The sequence below is a fragment of the Intestinimonas sp. RTP31139st1_F5_RTP31139_211217 genome, from assembly GCF_040226735.1.
In the GTDB taxonomy this organism is placed as follows: domain Bacteria; phylum Bacillota; class Clostridia; order Oscillospirales; family Oscillospiraceae; genus Intestinimonas; species Intestinimonas butyriciproducens.
Map to the genome: position 1 here is coordinate 40,601 of NZ_JBCOAQ010000019.1, position 18,330 is coordinate 58,930.

Below are 18,330 nucleotides of genomic sequence, written 5' to 3' on the forward strand. Positions count from 1 at the left end.
CGCGTCAATGATGTGCATCAAAGCCCTGTTTCCATGTCGGGAACAGGGCTTTCAGGTCTTTTTCGTAGTAGTAATGCCCATAAGCCCGGACGCTGGGTTCTACCTTTCCGATCAGCCGATAGCCCAACTTTTCATAAAACCCGGGCGCCTGGAATCCGAAGGTGTTGAGCTCTACCCGCCTGGCCCCCTGTCGTCGGCCCTCCTCCTCCACATGGGAGAGGAGCCGCTGCCCCAACCCCTGACCCCGGCGGCTCTCCGCCACCCAGAGGACATCCACCAGAATCAGTTCTCCGATCCGAAACGTATCGGTCCCCGCGATACAGGTCCCCTTATCGTCCCGAATAGCAAAGGAGAGGTCCTGAACATCGCCGCAGAAACCCGCGTTATAGGCTCTGAGGCCGGTGTGGACCACCTCTGCGTCCGCTTCACTGGCGGGCACGATCCTCTCTTCCATTTCTCAATCCTCCAAATCAAAGGGAGGCAGTTCCCGGCTCTGGGGCACCGCATCCCCCTCGAACTCCAGCTCATCCGGTACGGGCTCCGGAGCGGCGTCCACCAGCCCCTGCTTGAACTGCATCTCCTGCCATTGCTCCTTGGTAATGAGCAGTTGCCGCGGCTTGGAGCCCTCAAAGGGGCCTACGATCCCCTTCTCCTCCATCTGATCCACCAGCCGGGCGGCGCGGGAGTAGCCCAGCTTCAGGCGGCGCTGGAGCATGGAGACCGATGCCTGCCCCGTCTCTACCACCACCTCAATGGCGGCAGGAAGGAGCTCATCGTAGTCGTTTCCCACCTCTTCGGGGGCCGAGCCTCCCACCCCCTTGCCCTGCTTGTCCTTTTCGGCGGCGTGCTGCTCGATCTCGTGAATGACCTCTTCGTCATACTCGGCAGTGGATTGCCTCTTGATGAACTCCACCACGGACGCCACCTCCTCATCGGAGATGAGACAGCCCTGGACACGGAGAGGCTTTCCGGAACCCAGCGGGAAATAGAGCATATCGCCGCGGCCCACCAGCTTTTCCGCCCCCGTGGTATCCAAAATGATGCGGGACTCCAGCGCGGAGGCCACGGCAAAGGCGATCCGGCTGGGAATGTTCGCCTTCATCAGGCCGGTGATGACATCGGCGGAGGGCCGCTGGGTGGCGATGATGAGGTGCATTCCGGCGGCACGGCCCATCTGGGCCACCCGGCAGATGGATTCCTCCACCTCCTTGGCGGCCACCAGCATCAGGTCGGCCAGCTCGTCGATGACCACCACCACCTGGGGCATCTTTTCCATCCCCTCGGTCTTGGCTGCGTGGACATTATAGGACGCCAGATCCCGGACACCCACCTCGGAAAAGGCCCGGTACCGCTTCATCATCTCGCTGACCGCCCATTGCAGGGCGCCCGCCGCCTTCTTGGGATCGGTGACCACTGGAATCAGCAGGTGCGGAATCCCGTTGTAAATACCGAGCTCCACCATCTTGGGGTCCACCATGATCAGGCGGACCTCCTCCGGCGTAGCCTTGTAGAGGAGTGAAATGATCAGGGAGTTGGTACACACCGACTTACCGGAGCCGGTGGTACCGGCAATCAGCAGATGCGGCAGCTTTGCAATATTGCCTACGATGCAGTTTCCGCCGATGTCCTTGCCCACGGCAAAGGCCACCTTGGAGGCGTGATCCCGAAATGCCTTGGAGTCGATGACCTCATGGATATGGACGGGAGAGACCAACTTGTTGGGCACCTCGATGCCCACCGTCGCGATCTTGTCCGGGATGGGGGCGATGCGCACGCCGGTGGCCCCCAGCGCCAGGGCAATGTCGTCGGCAAGGTTGGTGAGCTTGTTGAGCCGGACGCCCTGATCCAGCTCCACCTCGTACCGGGTGACCGAGGGGCCGCGGGTCACGTCTGAAATCCTCGCCTCGATGCCGAAAGAGCGGATCGTATCGGACAGCCGCTCCTGGTTCATTTTCAGCTCATTCTGCGCGCTGGTCCCCACCTCGCCACCGCCCTCCGTCAGCAGAGAGACCGGCGGATACTGGTAGGCCGCAGGCACAGCCTCCACCATGCCTTTTTCAATGTCCCGGCTCACCTCGGCCGCCGCCGCCCGCGCCTCCTTGGGCGTCACCTTCTCCACGGCCGGTTCCCGCTCGATCTCCGGCATCAGAGGGACCTCCGGTTCGGCCTGAACAGGCGCTGGGGGCTCAGCGGCTGCGGGTTCCGGCACAGGGATCGGCTGCACCTCGATTCCCGCCTCCTCGGACGCGGGGGGCGGCGTCTCGGGCACCGCCTCAGGCGCTTTCGCACCCATAGGCTTTCCGCCGGTCAGCACTTGGTCGGGCGGCAGCACGCCGGCTTTCCGATTGAAAAACCGCTCTTTTTTGGGTGTGAAGGGGCGTTCAGGCGGTCGCTCAGGCGGGGGGACCGGTCCGTCGTCCACCGGGATATCAATGGCGGCGCGGCGCCGCTCCTCCACCGGAACCGGCTTTCGCCGCGCCGGCTTCGGCTCAGGCGCCTCCTCTTCCTCTTCGTATTCGTACGCAGGACGGGGGCGGTTCCGGACCGCATCCACGATGTCCACCACCGACAGGTGAAAGGCTCCCAGGAACATCAGGCATTGTCCCAAAATGAGAATGACGCCGCCGCCAACTCTGCTGAATACCAGCACCAGCGTCTCGGCAATGAGACCGCTCACCACACCGCCGCACTTGACCTCCAGCCCTTGGGTCCAAAGTCCCTGTATCCCCTCCAGACCCATGGCGAATTCTCCCTTGTAGAGGAAAAGGTGCAGAATCGCGCCCATGACCAGCGGGGTCAGAAGGGCGCACCACAGCCGCAGCCGTACGGGCCGCCCCCGATGGAAGGCCAGTATGTAACTGGCCACCGCCAGCATGGGCGGCGCCAGCCAGAAGCCGTAACCGAAGAGTCCCTTGAGCAGGCTGCAAAAGAGGTCAATGAAGAGGGCCTTGATGTTGAAATAACCGAAGGCGGCAAAGAAGGCCAGCAGCAGACAGACCACTGCCCCCACCTCCCGGCGGATGGGCTTGGGCTGAGGCGCAGCCGACGACCGGCGGCCCCCGCTCCCCTTCCGGGCCGTGGCGCCGCTTGTCCGCTTTCCGGAAGAGGAGGCAGCGCGCTTCCCTCCCGTGTTCTTCTTTTGTGTAGAGGCCATGGAATCATCCTTTCAGGGGCCGGCGGCCGCGGATCTGCCGCGGCCGCGCTGTGATTTCATCTTTATTTTACAAAAAAGCTGGCAACCAGGGAGATCAGGCCCACCGCCCAGCAATAATAGGCGAATTTGCCGAATTTACCTTTGTCCGCCAGCAGGTTTACCAGCCGGATCGCAAAGTATCCCACCACGCCGGCGACCGCCATGCCCACCAGGTACATGGGCAGCAGCTCCATCTGAAAGCCGCCCTCCTTTGCCACGTCGATGAGCTCCAGCAGATTGGCGCCGAACACGGCGGGCAGAGACATCAGGAAGGAAAAGCGGACGGCGAAGCTGCGCTCAAAGCCGCAGAGCATCCCGGCTGAGATGGTGGAGCCGGCCCGAGAGATGCCCGGCAGAGTTCCCACCGCCTGCGCACAGCCCACCAAGAGCGCGTCTTTTATAGTCGCAGTTCTGGCTGTCTTTCGGCCCTGTGCGACCCGATCGGAAAAAAACAGAAGAAAGCCGGTGGCTATGAGGGCGACGGAGACGAAAATCACGTTGGTAAAAGCAGCCTCCACCTTGCTTTTCACGGGCAGGACCGCGAACAAGGGCAGGGTGGCCACAACGATCATCAGCACCAGACGACGGGCCGGCGGGGGCGGCGCGGCCCTGCCGCCCTTTTTGGAAAACAGAGATCCGATTCCCAAGAAAAACTCCCGGATCATATCCACAACATCCCGCCAATAGTAGACGCATACGGCCACCAGTGTTCCAAAATGGAGTAGCACCGTAAAGAGGAGGTCGGTCTCCTCCGGATTCTGTCCGCCGAAAAAATACTGGAACAGAGCCAGGTGGCCGGAGCTGGAAATGGGCAAGAACTCCGCCACGCCCTGAAGAAAGCCCATGGCAACGGAAAACAGGTAACTCACAACGGTTCCCCCTAGGTAAATAAAGTCCCGCCGGACATGTCCGATGGGCATACAAAAGTATATTACCACACGGGGCAAAACATTTCCAGCATTTTATGCGGAGCTCCCACACGACCGGGAGGCCCCGCCTGCCTGACCATCCGAAGGAGCACGCGTGTCCTGCCTGTGCTGCCGCGCGCCGGGCTCACACGCGGCTTTCGCCGGACCCCAGAGGCGTCTGCTTTTCCCGCCGCTCCTCTTCGATCATGCCGTGCAGGCATTCCAGCGCGTCGGCAAGGCCGCCGATGCGGTCGATGAGGCCCAACTGCACCGCCTGCTCTCCATAGATCACGCTGCCTATGTCGGCCGCCAGTTCCCCCGTCTGGAGCATCAGCTTCGTAAAGTCCTCCCGCTTCACGCGGCTGTTGCGGGTGACAAACGTGATGATCCTGTCCTGGATCCGTTCGAAATAGTTAAAGGTCTGGCTGACACCGATGACCGTCCCGGACAGGCGGACCGGGTGGATGGTCATGGCCGCGGAGGGCGCGATGAAGGAGACCTTGGCCGACACCGCCAGGGGCACCCCGATGGAATGCCCGCCGCCCAGTACCAAGGAGACCGTGGGCTTCCGCATGCTGGAGATGAGTTCTGAAATGGCAAGCCCCGCCTCAATGTCTCCCCCCACCGTGTTGAGCAGGATAAGCAGTCCGTCCACCTCGTCGCTCTCCTCCACCGAGGCCAGCAAGGGCATGACATGTTCATATTTTGTGGATTTGCTGGTGGGGGGCAGGATCTGGTGCCCCTCGATCTGTCCCACAATGGTGAGCGTGTGGATGGTCCCCTTTTCCGTTTTGATGGTGGCGGAGCCCATATCCACGATCTGCTGCTGCCGGCTGTCTCGCTCCTCGGCGTCCTCTCCCCCGGTCTCCTGCCTCTGTCTGGTCTCGTCCATAGAAAAACCTCCCAAATCTCATTTGGGTCAGTTTGTACCGTTTTGCGAAAAAATAACCGCTGGCGGTCTATGAAAAGGGCGGGCCGTTTTTCGGCCCGCCCTTTCAGCGCTACTTGTCCTCCAGAGGAAGGGGCTCCGGCGCCTTACAGCCGGTACACTCCCGGCAGGACTGGAGGAGACGCTCCAGTGCCGCGTCGTGCTCAGCAAACTCGGCGCGCACCTGCTCCAGCGCCCTGTCCACCCGGTCCATCTCGCCGGAGGCATGGGTAATGGTGGCATCCACATCTCCCCGCAGGCGTCCGTAGCCCGCCTGCACTTTATACAGGATCTGTTCCGCCGCCGTACGGACCTTTTTCGCCTTTTCCTCGGCCTGGCTCTCGATGGCCCTGGCCCTCTGGTGGGCCTCCAGCTCAATGGTGGCGGTGCGGTCCTTGAGCTCCGCATAGGCCTTCGCGCCGCTCTCCCACCGGGCCGCCTTGTCCTTAAGGGCACCCAGTGCTTCCCGCAGCTCCGCCAACTCCCGGCGCACCTGCTCCAGATCGGACTGGGCGCTCTCCAGAGAGGCGCTCTTTTCTGCCTCCGCCTTCTGCAGCCGCTCCAGGTCCCGCTTCAGCACATCCTCGCGCCCCTTGGCGGCATCGGCCTCTCTGCGGGCAGCCTCTCCGGCCTGTTTGGCCTCCTCCGCCTCTTTTTGCAGCGCGGCGACCCGTTCCTTGGACTCCCTTGCGCTGGACTCGATATAATTCAGGACGTCCTGACGGTTAAACCCGCCCACAACGGCGGTCCGAAAGGAGTTTTCGGCTGGATTCATAGGACGTTACCTCCCGTTTCTTCTGATTTTGCTATTTTACCACATTTCCCGCCCCAACTCAATGTTTTCTGCGGGATTTCCTCGTTGCGGTAAGAATTGACCCCCTCCTTTTTTTATGATATAATCAAGCGATTTGCATGGAAACAGGGAGGACCAGAGGTATGTGGCTCTCGGATAAATGGCGCGACTATGAGCTCATCGACTGCGGCAGAGGGGAAAAGCTGGAGCGATGGGGCGACTGCATCCTGGTGCGGCCCGATCCCCAGGCCATCTGGGACACTGCCAGAGAGGACCCGCTGTGGCGCCGTCCCGACGCCCGATATGCCCGTTCCTCCACCGGAGGCGGCCAGTGGGAAAAGAAGGATGTGCCCCAGCAGTGGAAGATCGCTTATCGGGACCTCACCTTTCAGGTCAAACCCATGAACTTCAAGCACACCGGCCTTTTCCCTGAGCAGGCCGCCAACTGGGATTTCTGCATGGAGCGCATCCGCAAGGCAAACCGCCCCATCTCCGTGCTCAATCTTTTTGCCTATACCGGCGGAGCCACCGTGGCCTGCGCGGCCGCGGGGGCCTCGGTGTGCCATGTGGACGCCGCCAAGGGCATGGTGAGCTGGGCCCGTGAGAACGCCAAGCTCTCCGGCTTGGAGGGCGCGCCCATCCGCTGGATCATCGACGACTGCGGCAAGTTTGTAGAGCGTGAGATTCGACGGGGCCGACGGTACGATGCCGTCATCATGGACCCCCCCTCCTATGGGCGCGGCCCTTCCGGCGAGGTCTGGAAGCTGGAGGACAACCTCTATCCCTTTGTGGAGTTGGTGGCGGGCGTACTCTCCAAAGAGCCCCTTTTCTTTCTGATCAACTCCTACACCACAGGGCTTGCTCCGTCGGTGCTCACCTATATTTTGGAAACGGTGGTCACAAAGCGCCACGGCGGCCATACCGACAGCGGTGAGCTGGGGCTCCCCGTTACCGACAGCGGCCTGGTCCTTCCAGCCGGGGCCACCGGGCGCTGGGTGGCCGACCGCTAGGCTGCATATCCGGCAGGTCCCCATTCCATCAAAGGAGTCTTTTTATGGGCAGTATCATTCAAACACAGGACCTTCACTTCTCCTACACCACTGCCGAAGGCGTCTCCCCCGTGGTGCTGGACGGCGTGAATCTGGAGATCGAGGAGGGGTCCTTTGTCGCCGTGCTGGGGCATAACGGCTCCGGCAAGTCCACATTGGCCAAGCATATGAACGCCATTTTGCTGCCGTCCGGCGGCAAGGTATTTGTCAGCGGCATGGATACCGCCGACGACAATCTGCTGCTGGATATCCGCCGCACGGTGGGTATGGTCTTTCAAAACCCGGATAACCAGATCGTCGCCAACGTGGTGGAGGAGGACGTGGCTTTCGCCCCCGAAAACCTCGGCATCCCCCCCGCCGAGATCCGCCGGCGCGTGGACGACGCGCTGAAGGCGGTGGGTATGTATGAATTTCGGGAGCATGCCCCCCATCTGCTCTCCGGCGGCCAAAAGCAGCGGGTCGCCATTGCCGGCGTCATCGCCATGCGCCCCCGCTGCATCGTGCTGGATGAGCCCACCGCCATGCTGGACCCCGTGGGCCGCAAAGAGGTCATGGATACCGTCAAGCAGCTCAACCGGAGGGCCGGCGTCACGGTGGTCCTCATCACCCACCATATGGACGAGGCCGCCCAGGCAGACCGCCTGGTGGTCATGGCCGGCGGCCATGTGGTGGCGGACGGCACACCCAAAGAGGTCTTTGCCGACGTGGAGGGCCTTAAGGCCGTGGGGCTCACCGTCCCCGAGACGGTGGAGCTGTGCTATGAACTCCGGCAGGAGGGGCTGGCGCTGCCCCTGGACGCCCTCTCCGACGAAGAGTGTGCCCAGGCGCTATATCGCCTTCTGGAGAAGGAAGGAGCGAATCCCCCATGCTAAGCGACCCAAGCTTTCACCCGCTGGCCGGAATTTGTATTATCCTTTTTCTAACATTTATATTTGTATTTACCATTTGCGGCTACACCTTTGAACTCTATCTCTCCCTAGGCGCCAGGATATTCTTCAGCCTGATTCTCACCGCTGTCGGCGGGCTTATCGCCGCTCTTTGGCGGCGTGTCCGCCTCTTGGAAGCCCAAATCTCCTCTCTGCGTGAATGCGTGAATCAATTGGAACAACCGTAACCACTGCGCATTTTCTCGTTCTAGGGCGCGACCCATATCCGGGCGTGCACCACTATAACGTTAGGACTGATTTCCTTTGGAAGCGATCATTCAGACGGAAAAGCTCAGCCACATCTACTCCGCCGGCACCCCTTTCGAGCACGGCGCCCTGGTGGATGTGGACTTCACCGCCTACCGCGGGGAATATCTCGGCATCATCGGCCGGACGGGTTCCGGCAAGTCCACTCTGATCCAGCATTTGAACGCCCTGCTGAAGCCCACCTCGGGCCGGGTCCTCTTCGAAGGGCGCGACATCTGGGAGACCAAGGAGCGCACCCGCCAGACCCGCTTTCAGGTAGGCTTGGTCTTTCAGTATCCGGAGTACCAGCTCTTTGAGGAGACGGTTTACAAGGATATCTCCTTCGGCCCCCGCAACATGGGGCTTGACGAGGCGGAGATTGACCGTCGGGTCCGGGACGCCGCAGCCTTTGTGGGGCTTGCCGACCCGGTGCTGGAAAAGTCCCCCTTCGAGCTCTCCGGCGGCCAGAAGCGCCGGGTCGCCATTGCCGGCGTCATCGCCATGGAGCCCGCCGTTTTGGTGCTGGACGAGCCCACCGCCGGTCTGGACCCTGTGGGCGTGGAATCCATTCTGGGCAACATCCGCGACTATCACAGGGCCAAAAACGCCACCATTATCCTGGTCTCCCACTCCATGGAGGAGGTGGCCCGCACTGTGGACCGCCTGGTCGTGGTCAGCGGCGGGCGTATCCCCTTCTCCGGCCCGCCCAGAGAGGTCTTTGCTCACGGGGATGAGCTGGAAGCGATGGGTCTGGGCGTTCCCCAGGTGACCCGGGTCTTCCACCGGCTCAAGGCCATGGGCGTAGACGTCGATCCCTCCGTCTATACCATCGAGCAGGCCAAGGCCGCCGTTCGCGACTGCCTGGCCCGAAAGGGGGCGAGGTAATGGCGCTGAAGGACATTACACTGGGCCAATACTTCCCTGGCTCCACCGTCATCCACAAGCTGGACCCCAGGACCAAGCTGCTCTTCGTGGTGCTCTATATCGTGGCCCTCTTCACCGCCAAGGGACTTCTGGCCTATGGGCTCCTTCTGGCGGTACTGGCCTGCGCCATCGCCGTCTCCAAAGTGCACCTCAAGACCATTCTGCGTGGCATGAAGCCGATCCTTTTCATCATCGTGCTCACCGCCATCCTCAATATCTTCTACACTCCCGGCGCCCCCATTTGGCAGTGGAAGTTTCTGAAGATCACCGTGGAGGGTCTGTGGGCCGCTTTCTTCATGATCCTGCGCATCACCCTTCTCATCACCTGCACCTTCCTGCTCACCTATACCACCTCTCCCATCATGCTCACCGACGGCCTGGAAAAGCTGCTGGGCCCCCTCAAAAAGGTTCGGGTCCCCGTCCATGAGCTGAGTATGATGATGTCCATCGCCCTCCGGTTCATCCCCACCCTGATCGAGGAGACCGACAAGATCATGTCCGCCCAAAAGGCGCGGGGCGCCGACTTCGACACCGGAAACCTCCTCCAGAAGGCCAAAGCCCTGGTCCCCCTGCTGGTCCCCCTCTTTATCTCTGCCTTCCGGCGGGCCGACGAACTGGCCGTGGCCATGGAGTGCCGCTGCTACCACGGCGGTGAGGGCCGCACCCGCCTGCGTCAACTCAAGTTCGAGGCGCGGGATTATCTCACCCTGGTGGGGAGCGCCGTCCTGGTGGCCGTCGTCATCCTGCTGCGCCGCACGACGCTTTTTTGACGGGAGGCGCCATGCAGGAGAGAAATATTGCCCTGAAATTGATGTACGTGGGCACCGCCTACCACGGCTGGCAGGTGCAGAAGAACGCCGTCTCCGTGGCCGAGACGCTGGAAAAGGCCCTCTCCACGGTGGTGTGCCACCCCGTCAAGTGTACCGGGGCGGGGCGCACGGACGCCGGCGTCCATGCGGAGGTGTATATCGCCAATTTCCACACCCGTTCCTCCATTCCCACGGACCGCATCCCTCTGGCGGTGAACACCCGTCTTCCCGACGATATCGTGGTGGTTAAGGCCACCGAGGTACCGGAGCATTTCAACGCCATTGGGTCCTGTCTCAGGAAGGAGTACACCTACCGCATCTATAACTCCAGGCTGGGAAATGCTTTTTATGTCAACCGAGCCTGGTTCTATCCCAAACATCTGGACGAATCCATCATGCAGCGCGCTGCGGACTGCTTTGTGGGCACCCACGACTTTTCCGCCGTCCGCGCTGTGGGCACCGAGGTCAGGTCCCCGGTGCGCACCGTCCACTACTTCAACATCACCCGCACCGGCGATCTCATCGAGTGCCGGGTATGTGCCAACGGGTTCCTCTACAATATGGTGCGGGCTATGGTGGGTACCTGCGTTTACGCCGCCGAGGGCAAGTTTGCCCCCGAGGACGTGAGCGCCATCCTGGAAAGCAGGAATCGGACCGCCGCCGGCCCCACCGTCCCACCCGGCGGACTCTATATGACCCAACTGTGGTACGACGAAGACGTACTGTAATCCCGCCGCACAGGAGCGCATAACATGGAAGAGCTGAAGCCGGTCCCTCCGGCACCGAAAAAAAAACCGAACATTTTTGTCCGCCTGCTGGCCTTTCTGGTCACACTGGCCCTTCTGCTGGGCGCGGTAGCGGCGGTGGTCTACCGTGACAGGCTGAACTTCGATTCCATCAGGCGGTGGTTCGTCTACCGCTCTCTGGAGAAGAGCGATTCGGGCCAGACTGAGTCCTTCCAGTACGACAGCGCGGGCAAGGGCGGTTATTCCCGGGTGGGAGACGATCTGTTGGTATGGTCCACTGCCGGGGTGCGGCTCTACTCCTCCGGCGGCGTTGAATACCTCAATGAATCCCTCACCCTCAACAGGCCCGTGGCGGATACCTGCGGCTCGGCCGCGCTGATCTATGACACGGGCGGCAATGTTCTCCATACTTACGAGGACCGCTCCACTTCCTTCGTCTTGAACACGGAGCAGGGACACGAGATCCTCTCCGCCCGAATGGGCCCCGGCGGCTCCTTCGCGGTCACCACCCGGGAGTCCGGCTATAAGGGCGTGGTCACCGTTTACAGCAGCGGCGGACATCCGGTGGTGGGCATCCGGATTTCCACCCGGTTTGTGACTGACGGCCTCCTCTCCGACGACGGCAAGACCGTGGCCGTACTCACCGTGGGACAGAATGAGGACGTATTTGAAAGCGGTCTGGATCTCTATGCGCTGGATGGCGACGTCCCCTTCGCCTCCTATTCTCTGGGCAACAACGCCATTCTGGACCTCCGTGCCGACGGCTCCGCCTTTTGGGCGTTGGGTGAGAGCAGTCTCTCCGTGGCCCGGGCCGACGGTTCCGCCGCCGTACACTACGACTATGCCGGGCGCTACCTCAAGGACTACGCCCTGGAGGGCGATGGCTTTTCCGCCCTGCTGCTGGGTAAATACCGTGCCGGCAGCGGCGCCGCGCTGGTCACAGTGGGCGCTGACGGCCAGGAGCTGGCCTCTCTGGACCTGGAGGACCAGGTGCTGGACCTGGACGCCTCCGGCCGCTATGTGGCGGTGCTCACCGCGGCAGGGCTCACCCTCTATACCAAAGATCTTCAGCTCTATGACGCGCTGGAAAATACCATGGGCGCCCGCAGCGTGGTCCTCCGCAGCGACGGTACCGCCTTTCTGGTGGGCGGCGAGACCGCCCGGCTCTATATTCCGGGCTGATCCGTCCCAGTTCCTTCCCCTTTCGATCGATACCGAGGTGTAATCATGACAACCACTGCGATCCTCTTTGACGTCGTTATCCTGCTCATCCTCGCCGGTTTCGCCCTCCACGGGGCGTCCCGCGGTCTCCTGCTCTCCCTGTGCGGCCTGGTTGCCGTCCTGGTGGCCTTCATCGGCGGCAACTTTCTTGCTGATCTTCTGGCCCCCAAGGTGGCCGACTACCTGGAACCCAAATTTGCCTCCGCCATCGAATCCCGGCTGGAGGAGCAGATGCAGGCGGCCCTTCCCTCCTCCGACGGCGCGCTCCCCGAGGCATCTGTTGACGTTCCCCTCGCAGACATCCTGGATATCCTCAAGGATATGGGGCTCTATCAGAGCGCGGTGGACGCCATCGACAAGGCGGTGGAGCAGGGCATGACCGACGTGGCCGCCAGCACGGCCGCCGCCGTGGCCGCTTCCATCGCCGAAACGGTGGCCTACATGATCCTCTTTGTCGCCGGCTTTGTGATCGTCCTGGTGGCCTGGACCGTGTTCAGCCACGCCCTGGATCTGGTCGCCCGCCTCCCCGGCCTCCATTTTCTCAATAAGACCGGAGGGGCGCTCCTGGGCCTCGTCAAGGGCTGCGCCATTCTCTTCCTGTGTGCGTGGGTGATACGCTACCTGGGACACATCATCCCCGAGGAGACGGTGGAGCAGACCACCCTTCTCAAGTTCTTCCTCACCACCAATCCGGTGGCCTTGATTTTGGGCGCCCGCGCGGCTTGATCCCTTGTTCAAGACCTGTGAGCGCATCCGATCGACGGGTCCTTTCCCGCTCCCAGACTGCCCGTCGGTCAAAATGTCCGGCAGCCGGCCATTGTCCCGGTTCTCAAACATACCCTAAATGTTTTCACACGAAATTCATCACTAGTTCACAATTCCATGCTACTTTAGCTACACTGGAGGGTGTATGCAGTGCGACCCATCCTCCAAAAGGAGTAACAAAATGCAGCCTACACTTTGTTCCCGATGCCATAAAAACGTGGCCGTGATTTTCGTCACACGCATCGAGGGCGGAGAGACCAAAAACGAGGGTCTCTGCCTCAAGTGCGCCAAGGAACTGGGAATCAAGCCCGTGGAAGATATGATGCAGAAGATGGGCATCAACGACGAGGACCTGGAAGGTCTCACCAACGAGATGATGTCGGCTTTTGGCGGCGCTGAGGGTATGGAGGGTCTTCTCCCCCAGGAGGACGGCGATCCCGATGAGGACGACGAGGGCCGGACCGCCACGTTCCCCTTTCTCAATAAGCTTTTCGGCGGGCAGCCGCCCGCCGACTCCGGCGGCCCCGCTCCCGGCGGGGAACAGACCCGCCAGCAGCGGGAGGAAAAGCCGGGCAAGGACCGCGCGCCCAAACGGAAATTCTTGGAGAATTACTGTATCTCCCTCACCAACCGCGCCCAGGAGGGCAAGCTGGACCGTATCGTCGGCCGCGACTCCGAGCTGGAGCGGGTGGTCCAGATCCTGAATCGCCGTCAGAAAAACAACCCCTGCCTCATCGGCGAGCCCGGCGTGGGCAAGACCGCTATTGCCGAGGGGCTTGCCCTGCGCATCGCGGAGCGGAACGTCCCCTACAAGCTGTTGGACAAGGAGGTCTATTTGCTGGACCTCACCTCTCTGGTGGCGGGCACCCAGTTCCGTGGGCAGTTCGAGAGCCGGATGAAAGGACTCATTGAGGAGATCAAGAAGCTGGGCAACATCATCCTGGTCATCGACGAGGTCCACAATCTGGTGGGCGCCGGCGATGCCGAGGGCTCCATGAGCGCAGCCAATATCCTCAAGCCCGCCCTCTCCCGGGGCGAGATCCAGGTCATCGGCGCCACTACCCTTACCGAGTATCGCAAATACATTGAGAAGGATTCCGCCCTGGAGCGGCGTTTCCAGCCTGTTATGGTGGATGAACCCTCCCTTGAGGACTCCGTGGCCATCCTCAAGGGTATCGCCCCCTACTATGAGAACTACCACCATGTGACCATCTCCCCCGAAATGTGCCGTCTGGCCGTTACGATGTCCGAGCGGTACATCACGGACCGCTTCCTCCCCGACAAGGCCATTGACCTCATCGACGAGGCCAGCTCCGACGTAAACCTCCACAACAAGGCCCTCACCCGGGTCATGCAGATCGACAAGGAGCTTGCCGACATCGCCAAAGAGCGGGAGGTCATGCTGGCGGCCGCCAATGACAAATCCGGCGAAGCCTTTGACAAACTCCGCCGCAGGGAGACCACCCTTCTCCAGCAGAAGGAAAAGCTGGACTCCACCCCCAACGACGCCGAGCCCGAGCTCCGGCAGGCCAAGCTGACGGAGCTCCAGCAGCAGCTCAATCTGGTGGCACAGGAAAAATCCAACCTGGAGCGGGCCAACAGCGAGCGCGCCTACCAAAGGCTGGCTGTACTGAAGAGCCAGGAGCTCCAGCTCAGCGCAGAGAAAGACGGTCTGGCCGACCAGTGCACCCCCGCCCTCACGGTGGAAAACCTGGCCCGGGTCATCGAGCTGTGGACCAAGATCCCCGCCAGCCAGATCCAGGAGCAGGAATACGAACGCCTGGCCCACCTAGAGGCGCGGCTCAAAACCCATATCATCGGCCAGGACGAAGCCGTCCATGAGGTGGCCAACGCCATCCGCCGCGGCCGGGTGGGCATCGCCTCCAAGCGCAAGCCTGTCTCCTTCATCTTTGTAGGCTCCACCGGCGTGGGAAAAACCGAGCTGGTCAAGCGCCTGGCACAGGATATGTTCAATTCCCCCGAATCTCTCATCCGTTTGGATATGTCGGAGTTTATGGAGAAATTCGCCGTCAGCCGTATCATCGGCTCTCCTCCGGGCTATGTAGGCTACGACGAGGCCGGCCAGCTGACCGAAAAGGTGCGCCGCAAGCCCTACTGCGTCATTCTCTTTGACGAAATTGAGAAGGCGCACCCGGATGTCCTCAACATCATGCTCCAGATCCTGGACGACGGTCATATCACCGACGCCCAGGGGCGTGTGGTGAACTTTGAGAATACTGTCATCGTCATGACCTCCAACGCCGGCAGCGACAAGGGCATGGGGTCCCTGGGCTTTGGCCGCACCGCCAATGAGCAGGGCAAGGACAAGGCCATGAAAGCTCTGGAGGGCTTCCTGCGTCCTGAGTTCATCAACCGCGTGGATGAAGTGGTCTATTTCAACCGCCTTACGGAGGGGAACTTCAAGTCCATCGCCCGGATCATGCTGGGCGAGCTCACCGATAACCTCAGGGAGAAGGGGATTTCCTTCTCCTGGGACGAGAGCGTGCTGGAGCACTTGGTCAAGACCTCCTACTCGGTGGCTTACGGCGCCCGAAACCTGCGCCGGCAGGTTCAAAAGGACTTGGAGGACCCCATCGCCACCAAGATCATCGAGAGTTATATGTCCCCCATTACCCAGTTAAAGGCCTCCGCCAATGACAGTAAAATCGAACTGTTGGCGCTGTAACCAGCTCTTTCCGCGTGGCGCACGGCCCAGCGGTCTTTCACTTGTGTGAAAGAGGGCCCCGGATCATAAGGTCCGTGGCCCTCTTGCTATTTTCGTTCGATATCCAGGATCAGGGTCTCCAGCCCCTGCCGCATGGCATAGGTCAGGGTATACATGGTCCCGCCCAGCGTCATGCCGTCGTAGGCTGCGATCAAAAGTCCGGCGTGGTCGACCATGTACCGGTCCCGGCGCTGCATACAGCCGGAGGTGTACCGGTGCTGGACCATGGTCTCAAAATCGCACTGCTCCATCAGTCTGAAATAGCGGCTCCGGTCCCGCTCCCGCCAGCGGGCCGCCTGCTCCTCACAAGGGATGGCGGCCTCCAGCGTGATGCCCGGACGGCGGCTCCGCAGCTCCAGCACGGCCTCGCAGAAGTAGAGGTCACACCCCCGGGCCATACCACAGATGAAATGTCGGTACCCACGATTGTATACCTGCGTCAATTCCCCCTCCAGCCGCCTTTTCAGCGCCAGACAACGGGGATCGGACTCATTCTCCCCCCATGGAAGTTTGTCCGGCCTGTGGCCGGTAAAACAGCAGCTCTGCTCTCTCTTCACATCATACCTCCCGGGGCGCCCCGCCCTTGTTTTGTTTCTTTTATTCTAGTATATCCCAGCTGGCAAGTCAATGTTTATCGAACATTTGTTTTTCAAAAATACAAAAAAGGGGGTTGCATTTTTGCCGGACCCATGTATAATAAAGGAAGAGAAAACAACTGAATCGAAAATGTCTTCAGGGCAGGGTGAAAATCCCGATCGGCGGTATAGTCCGCGACCTGTGTTTCTGCACAGTTGATCCGGTGGAACTCCGGGACCGACAGTGACGCGCTTTGAATCGGCGGCGCGAAGTCTGGATGGAAGAAGATGTGTTAAAACGCGCACCTTTCCCCATGTTTGTTTTTAACACCTGGAAGACATTCCGTCTTTCAGGTGTTTTCTACTACATGGGGGCGCGGCCGGGAGAAAAGGCCGCGCCTGAAAGGAGCGCATATTTTTATGTCCGAACCCACCCTGACCAAAACCAGCGCCCGTCCCGCAATGAACACCAGGACGGTCACCACCCTGGCCATGCTCTCTGCCATCGCCTATGTGGTGATGCTGCTCTCCAAGCTGCTACCCAGTGTCAACGGTTTCCTGGATTTCGATTTCAAGGATGTCATCATCTGCATCGGCGGCTTTACCTTTGGCCCTGTGGCCGCCGCCGCGGTGTCCATTGTGGTGGCCTTCGTGGAGATGGTCACCATCAGCCATACCGGTCCCATCGGCTTCGTCATGAACGTGCTGGCCACCTGCAGCTTCTGCTGCACCGCTTCTTTCGTCTATAAGCGCCGCCACACCATGCGGGGCGCAATCCTGGGGCTGGGGCTGGGCGTACTGATGCTGACGGGCGTGATGCTGCTGTGGAATTACCTCATCACCCCCATCTATCAGGGCCTGCCGCGGGAAGCTGTGGCCGCCATGCTGGTGCCTGTCTTCCTCCCCTTCAATCTGGTCAAGGGCGGCATGAACATGGCCACTACCCTTCTGCTCTATAAGCCCGTGGTCACCGCCCTGCGCCGCGCCAATCTGATCCCGGCCTCCGAGCACTCTCAGCCCCGGCGCTCCAGCGCGGGCTATCTGCTCTTCTCCCTGGCCCTGATGGCCACCTTTGTCCTGCTGGCGCTGGTTCTGATGGACGTCATCTGAAAAATGCAGCTCCCCACAAATGGTGGGCCCGACCGCAGTCGGGCCCGCCGTTTTTGTCTTGCCTATCTGGAATTTTTTGATATAGAACATTCGTTTGACCACTTCTCGTCTTTGTGCTATACTCTTACGGGGAGGGAGCGCCATGGAGCGGACCATACTGCACTGTGATCTCAACGGATTTTATGCCTCGGTAGAGCTGCGGGACCGGCCCGACCTCTGGGACAAGCCGGTGGCCGTATGCGGAGATCCGGAGAGCCGGCACGGCATTATCCTGGCAAAAAACGAAGCGGCCAAACGCTTCCAGGTCAAAACGGCGGAGACCATCTGGCAGGCCCGGAAAAAGTGTCCCGGCCTCATTCTCCTTCCCGCCCACCATGAGGAGTACCGCCGGGTCTCCCGACGGATCAACGCCATTTATGAGCGCTATACCGATCTGGTAGAGCCCTTCGGCATTGACGAGAGCTGGCTGGACATCACCGGCTCCATGCACCTCTTCGGCGGTGACGCACGGGATATTGCAGACGAGCTCCGGGCGGTGGTCCGCCGGGAGGAGCGCCTCACCATCTCGGTGGGCGTCTCCTTCAACAAAGTCTTTGCCAAGCTGGGCAGCGACATGAAAAAACCCGACGCCACCACGGTCATCACCCGGGCGGACGTACCGGCCAAGGTCTGGCCCCTTCCGGTCACGGACCTCCTGTTTGTCGGCCGTGCGGCCGACAAGGTACTCCAGGAATATGGCGTACGCACCATCGGCAATCTGGTGGCCTTCGGCCGCGAGGGGCTGGTCCGCCTACTGGGCAAGCAGGGAGGACAGCTCTACGACTACGCCGCTGGGTTGGAGCACAGTCCGGTCACCCGCGCCGGGGAGTCCCCTCCCCCGAAATCCGTGGGCAACGGCATTACGTTCCGCCGCAATCTGCTGGGATGGGAGGACATCCACACCGGCGTAGCCCTCCTTTCAGACAGCGTGGCCATGCGCCTGCGCAAATACGCGCTGAAATGTTCCACCGTACAGGTGACCATCCGGGACCCAAATTTCAGGGATATCTGCCGCCAGAAACGGCTGGGCTCTCCCAGCTATGTTTCCCGGGATATCAGCCGCGCGGCGATAGCCCTCATCCGGGAGGCCTGGAACCCCAAGGTGCCTATACGCGCCCTTACCATCACCGGGCAGAATCTGGTCCCCGAAGGGGAGGTCACGGAGCAGCTGGACCTGTTTCGCACCGACACCACACCCCAGCGGCAAAGGCGGGAGCGCCTGGAACATACGGTGGACGGGATCCGCAGCAAATATGGCAAGGCGTCCATTCTTCCCGCCGCCACAGTGGGCGAGGACATCGATCATCCTCCCGGTCACGCCGGGAGCATCCCTCCTCCGGGCGGCAGCCGGGGGAGGGATAGACATTGAACCG

General features: G+C 61.2%; 17 protein-coding genes and 1 riboswitch. Of the genes, 11 read left to right on the top strand and 6 right to left on the bottom strand.

Features of this window, described 5'->3' with window-relative positions:
* Positions 1 to 4: 4 nt before the first annotated feature.
* From ABUA09_RS11885 to ABUA09_RS11905, 5 genes are all read right to left on the bottom strand, one after another.
* The gene (locus tag ABUA09_RS11885) at positions 5 to 454 is read right to left on the bottom strand and encodes a GNAT family N-acetyltransferase (RefSeq protein ID WP_208319172.1); all 450 of its coding nucleotides are present in this window, start codon (positions 452 to 454) and stop codon (positions 5 to 7) included.
* Between the two features lie 3 nt (positions 455 to 457).
* The gene (locus ABUA09_RS11890) at positions 458 to 3,154 is read right to left on the bottom strand and encodes an FtsK/SpoIIIE family DNA translocase (protein WP_279203759.1); all 2,697 of its coding nucleotides are present in this window, start codon (positions 3,152 to 3,154) and stop codon (positions 458 to 460) included.
* Positions 3,155 to 3,216: 62 nt separating this feature from the next.
* Positions 3,217 to 4,062: an undecaprenyl-diphosphate phosphatase gene (locus tag ABUA09_RS11895; protein WP_033116806.1), complete on the bottom strand. Its 846-nt coding sequence runs from the start codon at positions 4,060 to 4,062 to the stop codon at positions 3,217 to 3,219.
* Positions 4,063 to 4,246: 184 nt separating this feature from the next.
* Entirely contained in the window at positions 4,247 to 4,993 is a 747-nt protein-coding gene (locus tag ABUA09_RS11900; RefSeq protein ID WP_195608684.1) for a ClpP family protease, read from the bottom strand.
* Between the two features lie 109 nt (positions 4,994 to 5,102).
* Positions 5,103 to 5,804, bottom strand: a complete 702-nt coding sequence (locus tag ABUA09_RS11905) for a hypothetical protein (protein WP_195615477.1) — start codon at positions 5,802 to 5,804, stop codon at positions 5,103 to 5,105.
* A gap of 161 nt (positions 5,805 to 5,965) precedes the next feature.
* Between ABUA09_RS11905 and ABUA09_RS11910 the strand changes: the two genes are divergently transcribed.
* The 9 genes from ABUA09_RS11910 (at position 5,966) to ABUA09_RS11950 (ending at position 15,194) form a co-directional block, all read left to right on the top strand.
* Positions 5,966 to 6,832, top strand: a complete 867-nt coding sequence (locus ABUA09_RS11910) for a class I SAM-dependent methyltransferase (RefSeq protein ID WP_279203754.1) — start codon at positions 5,966 to 5,968, stop codon at positions 6,830 to 6,832.
* A 44-nt stretch (positions 6,833 to 6,876) separates the two neighbouring features.
* Positions 6,877 to 7,743, top strand: coding sequence for an energy-coupling factor transporter ATPase (locus ABUA09_RS11915; protein ID WP_116721976.1), 867 nt, complete (start codon positions 6,877 to 6,879; stop codon positions 7,741 to 7,743).
* The gene (locus ABUA09_RS11920; protein ID WP_058117956.1) at positions 7,737 to 7,985 is read left to right on the top strand and encodes a hypothetical protein; all 249 of its coding nucleotides are present in this window, start codon (positions 7,737 to 7,739) and stop codon (positions 7,983 to 7,985) included. Before ABUA09_RS11915 ends, ABUA09_RS11920 begins: the two co-directional genes overlap by 7 nt.
* A gap of 76 nt (positions 7,986 to 8,061) precedes the next feature.
* Positions 8,062 to 8,928: an energy-coupling factor transporter ATPase gene (locus tag ABUA09_RS11925; protein ID WP_033116800.1), complete on the top strand. Its 867-nt coding sequence runs from the start codon at positions 8,062 to 8,064 to the stop codon at positions 8,926 to 8,928.
* A complete protein-coding gene (locus ABUA09_RS11930) occupies positions 8,928 to 9,737 on the top strand; it encodes an energy-coupling factor transporter transmembrane component T family protein (RefSeq protein ID WP_279203750.1) in 810 nt (269 codons plus the stop codon). The genes ABUA09_RS11925 and ABUA09_RS11930 overlap by 1 nt, the downstream gene beginning before the upstream one ends.
* A gap of 11 nt (positions 9,738 to 9,748) precedes the next feature.
* Positions 9,749 to 10,504: a tRNA pseudouridine(38-40) synthase TruA gene (gene truA / locus ABUA09_RS11935; protein ID WP_033116798.1), complete on the top strand. Its 756-nt coding sequence runs from the start codon at positions 9,749 to 9,751 to the stop codon at positions 10,502 to 10,504.
* 24 nt (positions 10,505 to 10,528) lie between these two features.
* Complete coding sequence (locus tag ABUA09_RS11940) at positions 10,529 to 11,704, top strand: DUF5711 family protein (protein WP_279203748.1); 1,176 nt, start codon at positions 10,529 to 10,531, stop codon at positions 11,702 to 11,704.
* A gap of 45 nt (positions 11,705 to 11,749) precedes the next feature.
* A complete protein-coding gene (locus tag ABUA09_RS11945; protein WP_033116796.1) occupies positions 11,750 to 12,469 on the top strand; it encodes a CvpA family protein in 720 nt (239 codons plus the stop codon).
* 220 nt (positions 12,470 to 12,689) lie between these two features.
* Positions 12,690 to 15,194, top strand: a complete 2,505-nt coding sequence (locus tag ABUA09_RS11950) for an ATP-dependent Clp protease ATP-binding subunit (RefSeq protein ID WP_195416662.1) — start codon at positions 12,690 to 12,692, stop codon at positions 15,192 to 15,194.
* 86 nt (positions 15,195 to 15,280) lie between these two features.
* Here the strand turns inward: ABUA09_RS11950 and ABUA09_RS11955 are convergent, their stop codons facing one another.
* Positions 15,281 to 15,790: an SLOG family protein gene (locus ABUA09_RS11955; protein ID WP_075704135.1), complete on the bottom strand. Its 510-nt coding sequence runs from the start codon at positions 15,788 to 15,790 to the stop codon at positions 15,281 to 15,283.
* Positions 15,791 to 15,957: 167 nt separating this feature from the next.
* Positions 15,958 to 16,102, top strand: a riboswitch (FMN riboswitch).
* Positions 16,103 to 16,228: 126 nt separating this feature from the next.
* Between ABUA09_RS11955 and ABUA09_RS11960 the strand changes: the two genes are divergently transcribed.
* Positions 16,229 to 16,918, top strand: coding sequence for an ECF transporter S component (locus tag ABUA09_RS11960; protein ID WP_242976547.1), 690 nt, complete (start codon positions 16,229 to 16,231; stop codon positions 16,916 to 16,918).
* A gap of 142 nt (positions 16,919 to 17,060) precedes the next feature.
* Positions 17,061 to 18,326 (top strand): DNA polymerase IV, encoded by a 1,266-nt coding sequence (gene dinB / locus ABUA09_RS11965; RefSeq protein WP_279203742.1) that lies wholly within the window; start codon positions 17,061 to 17,063, stop codon positions 18,324 to 18,326.
* Positions 18,327 to 18,330 lie beyond the last annotated feature (4 nt).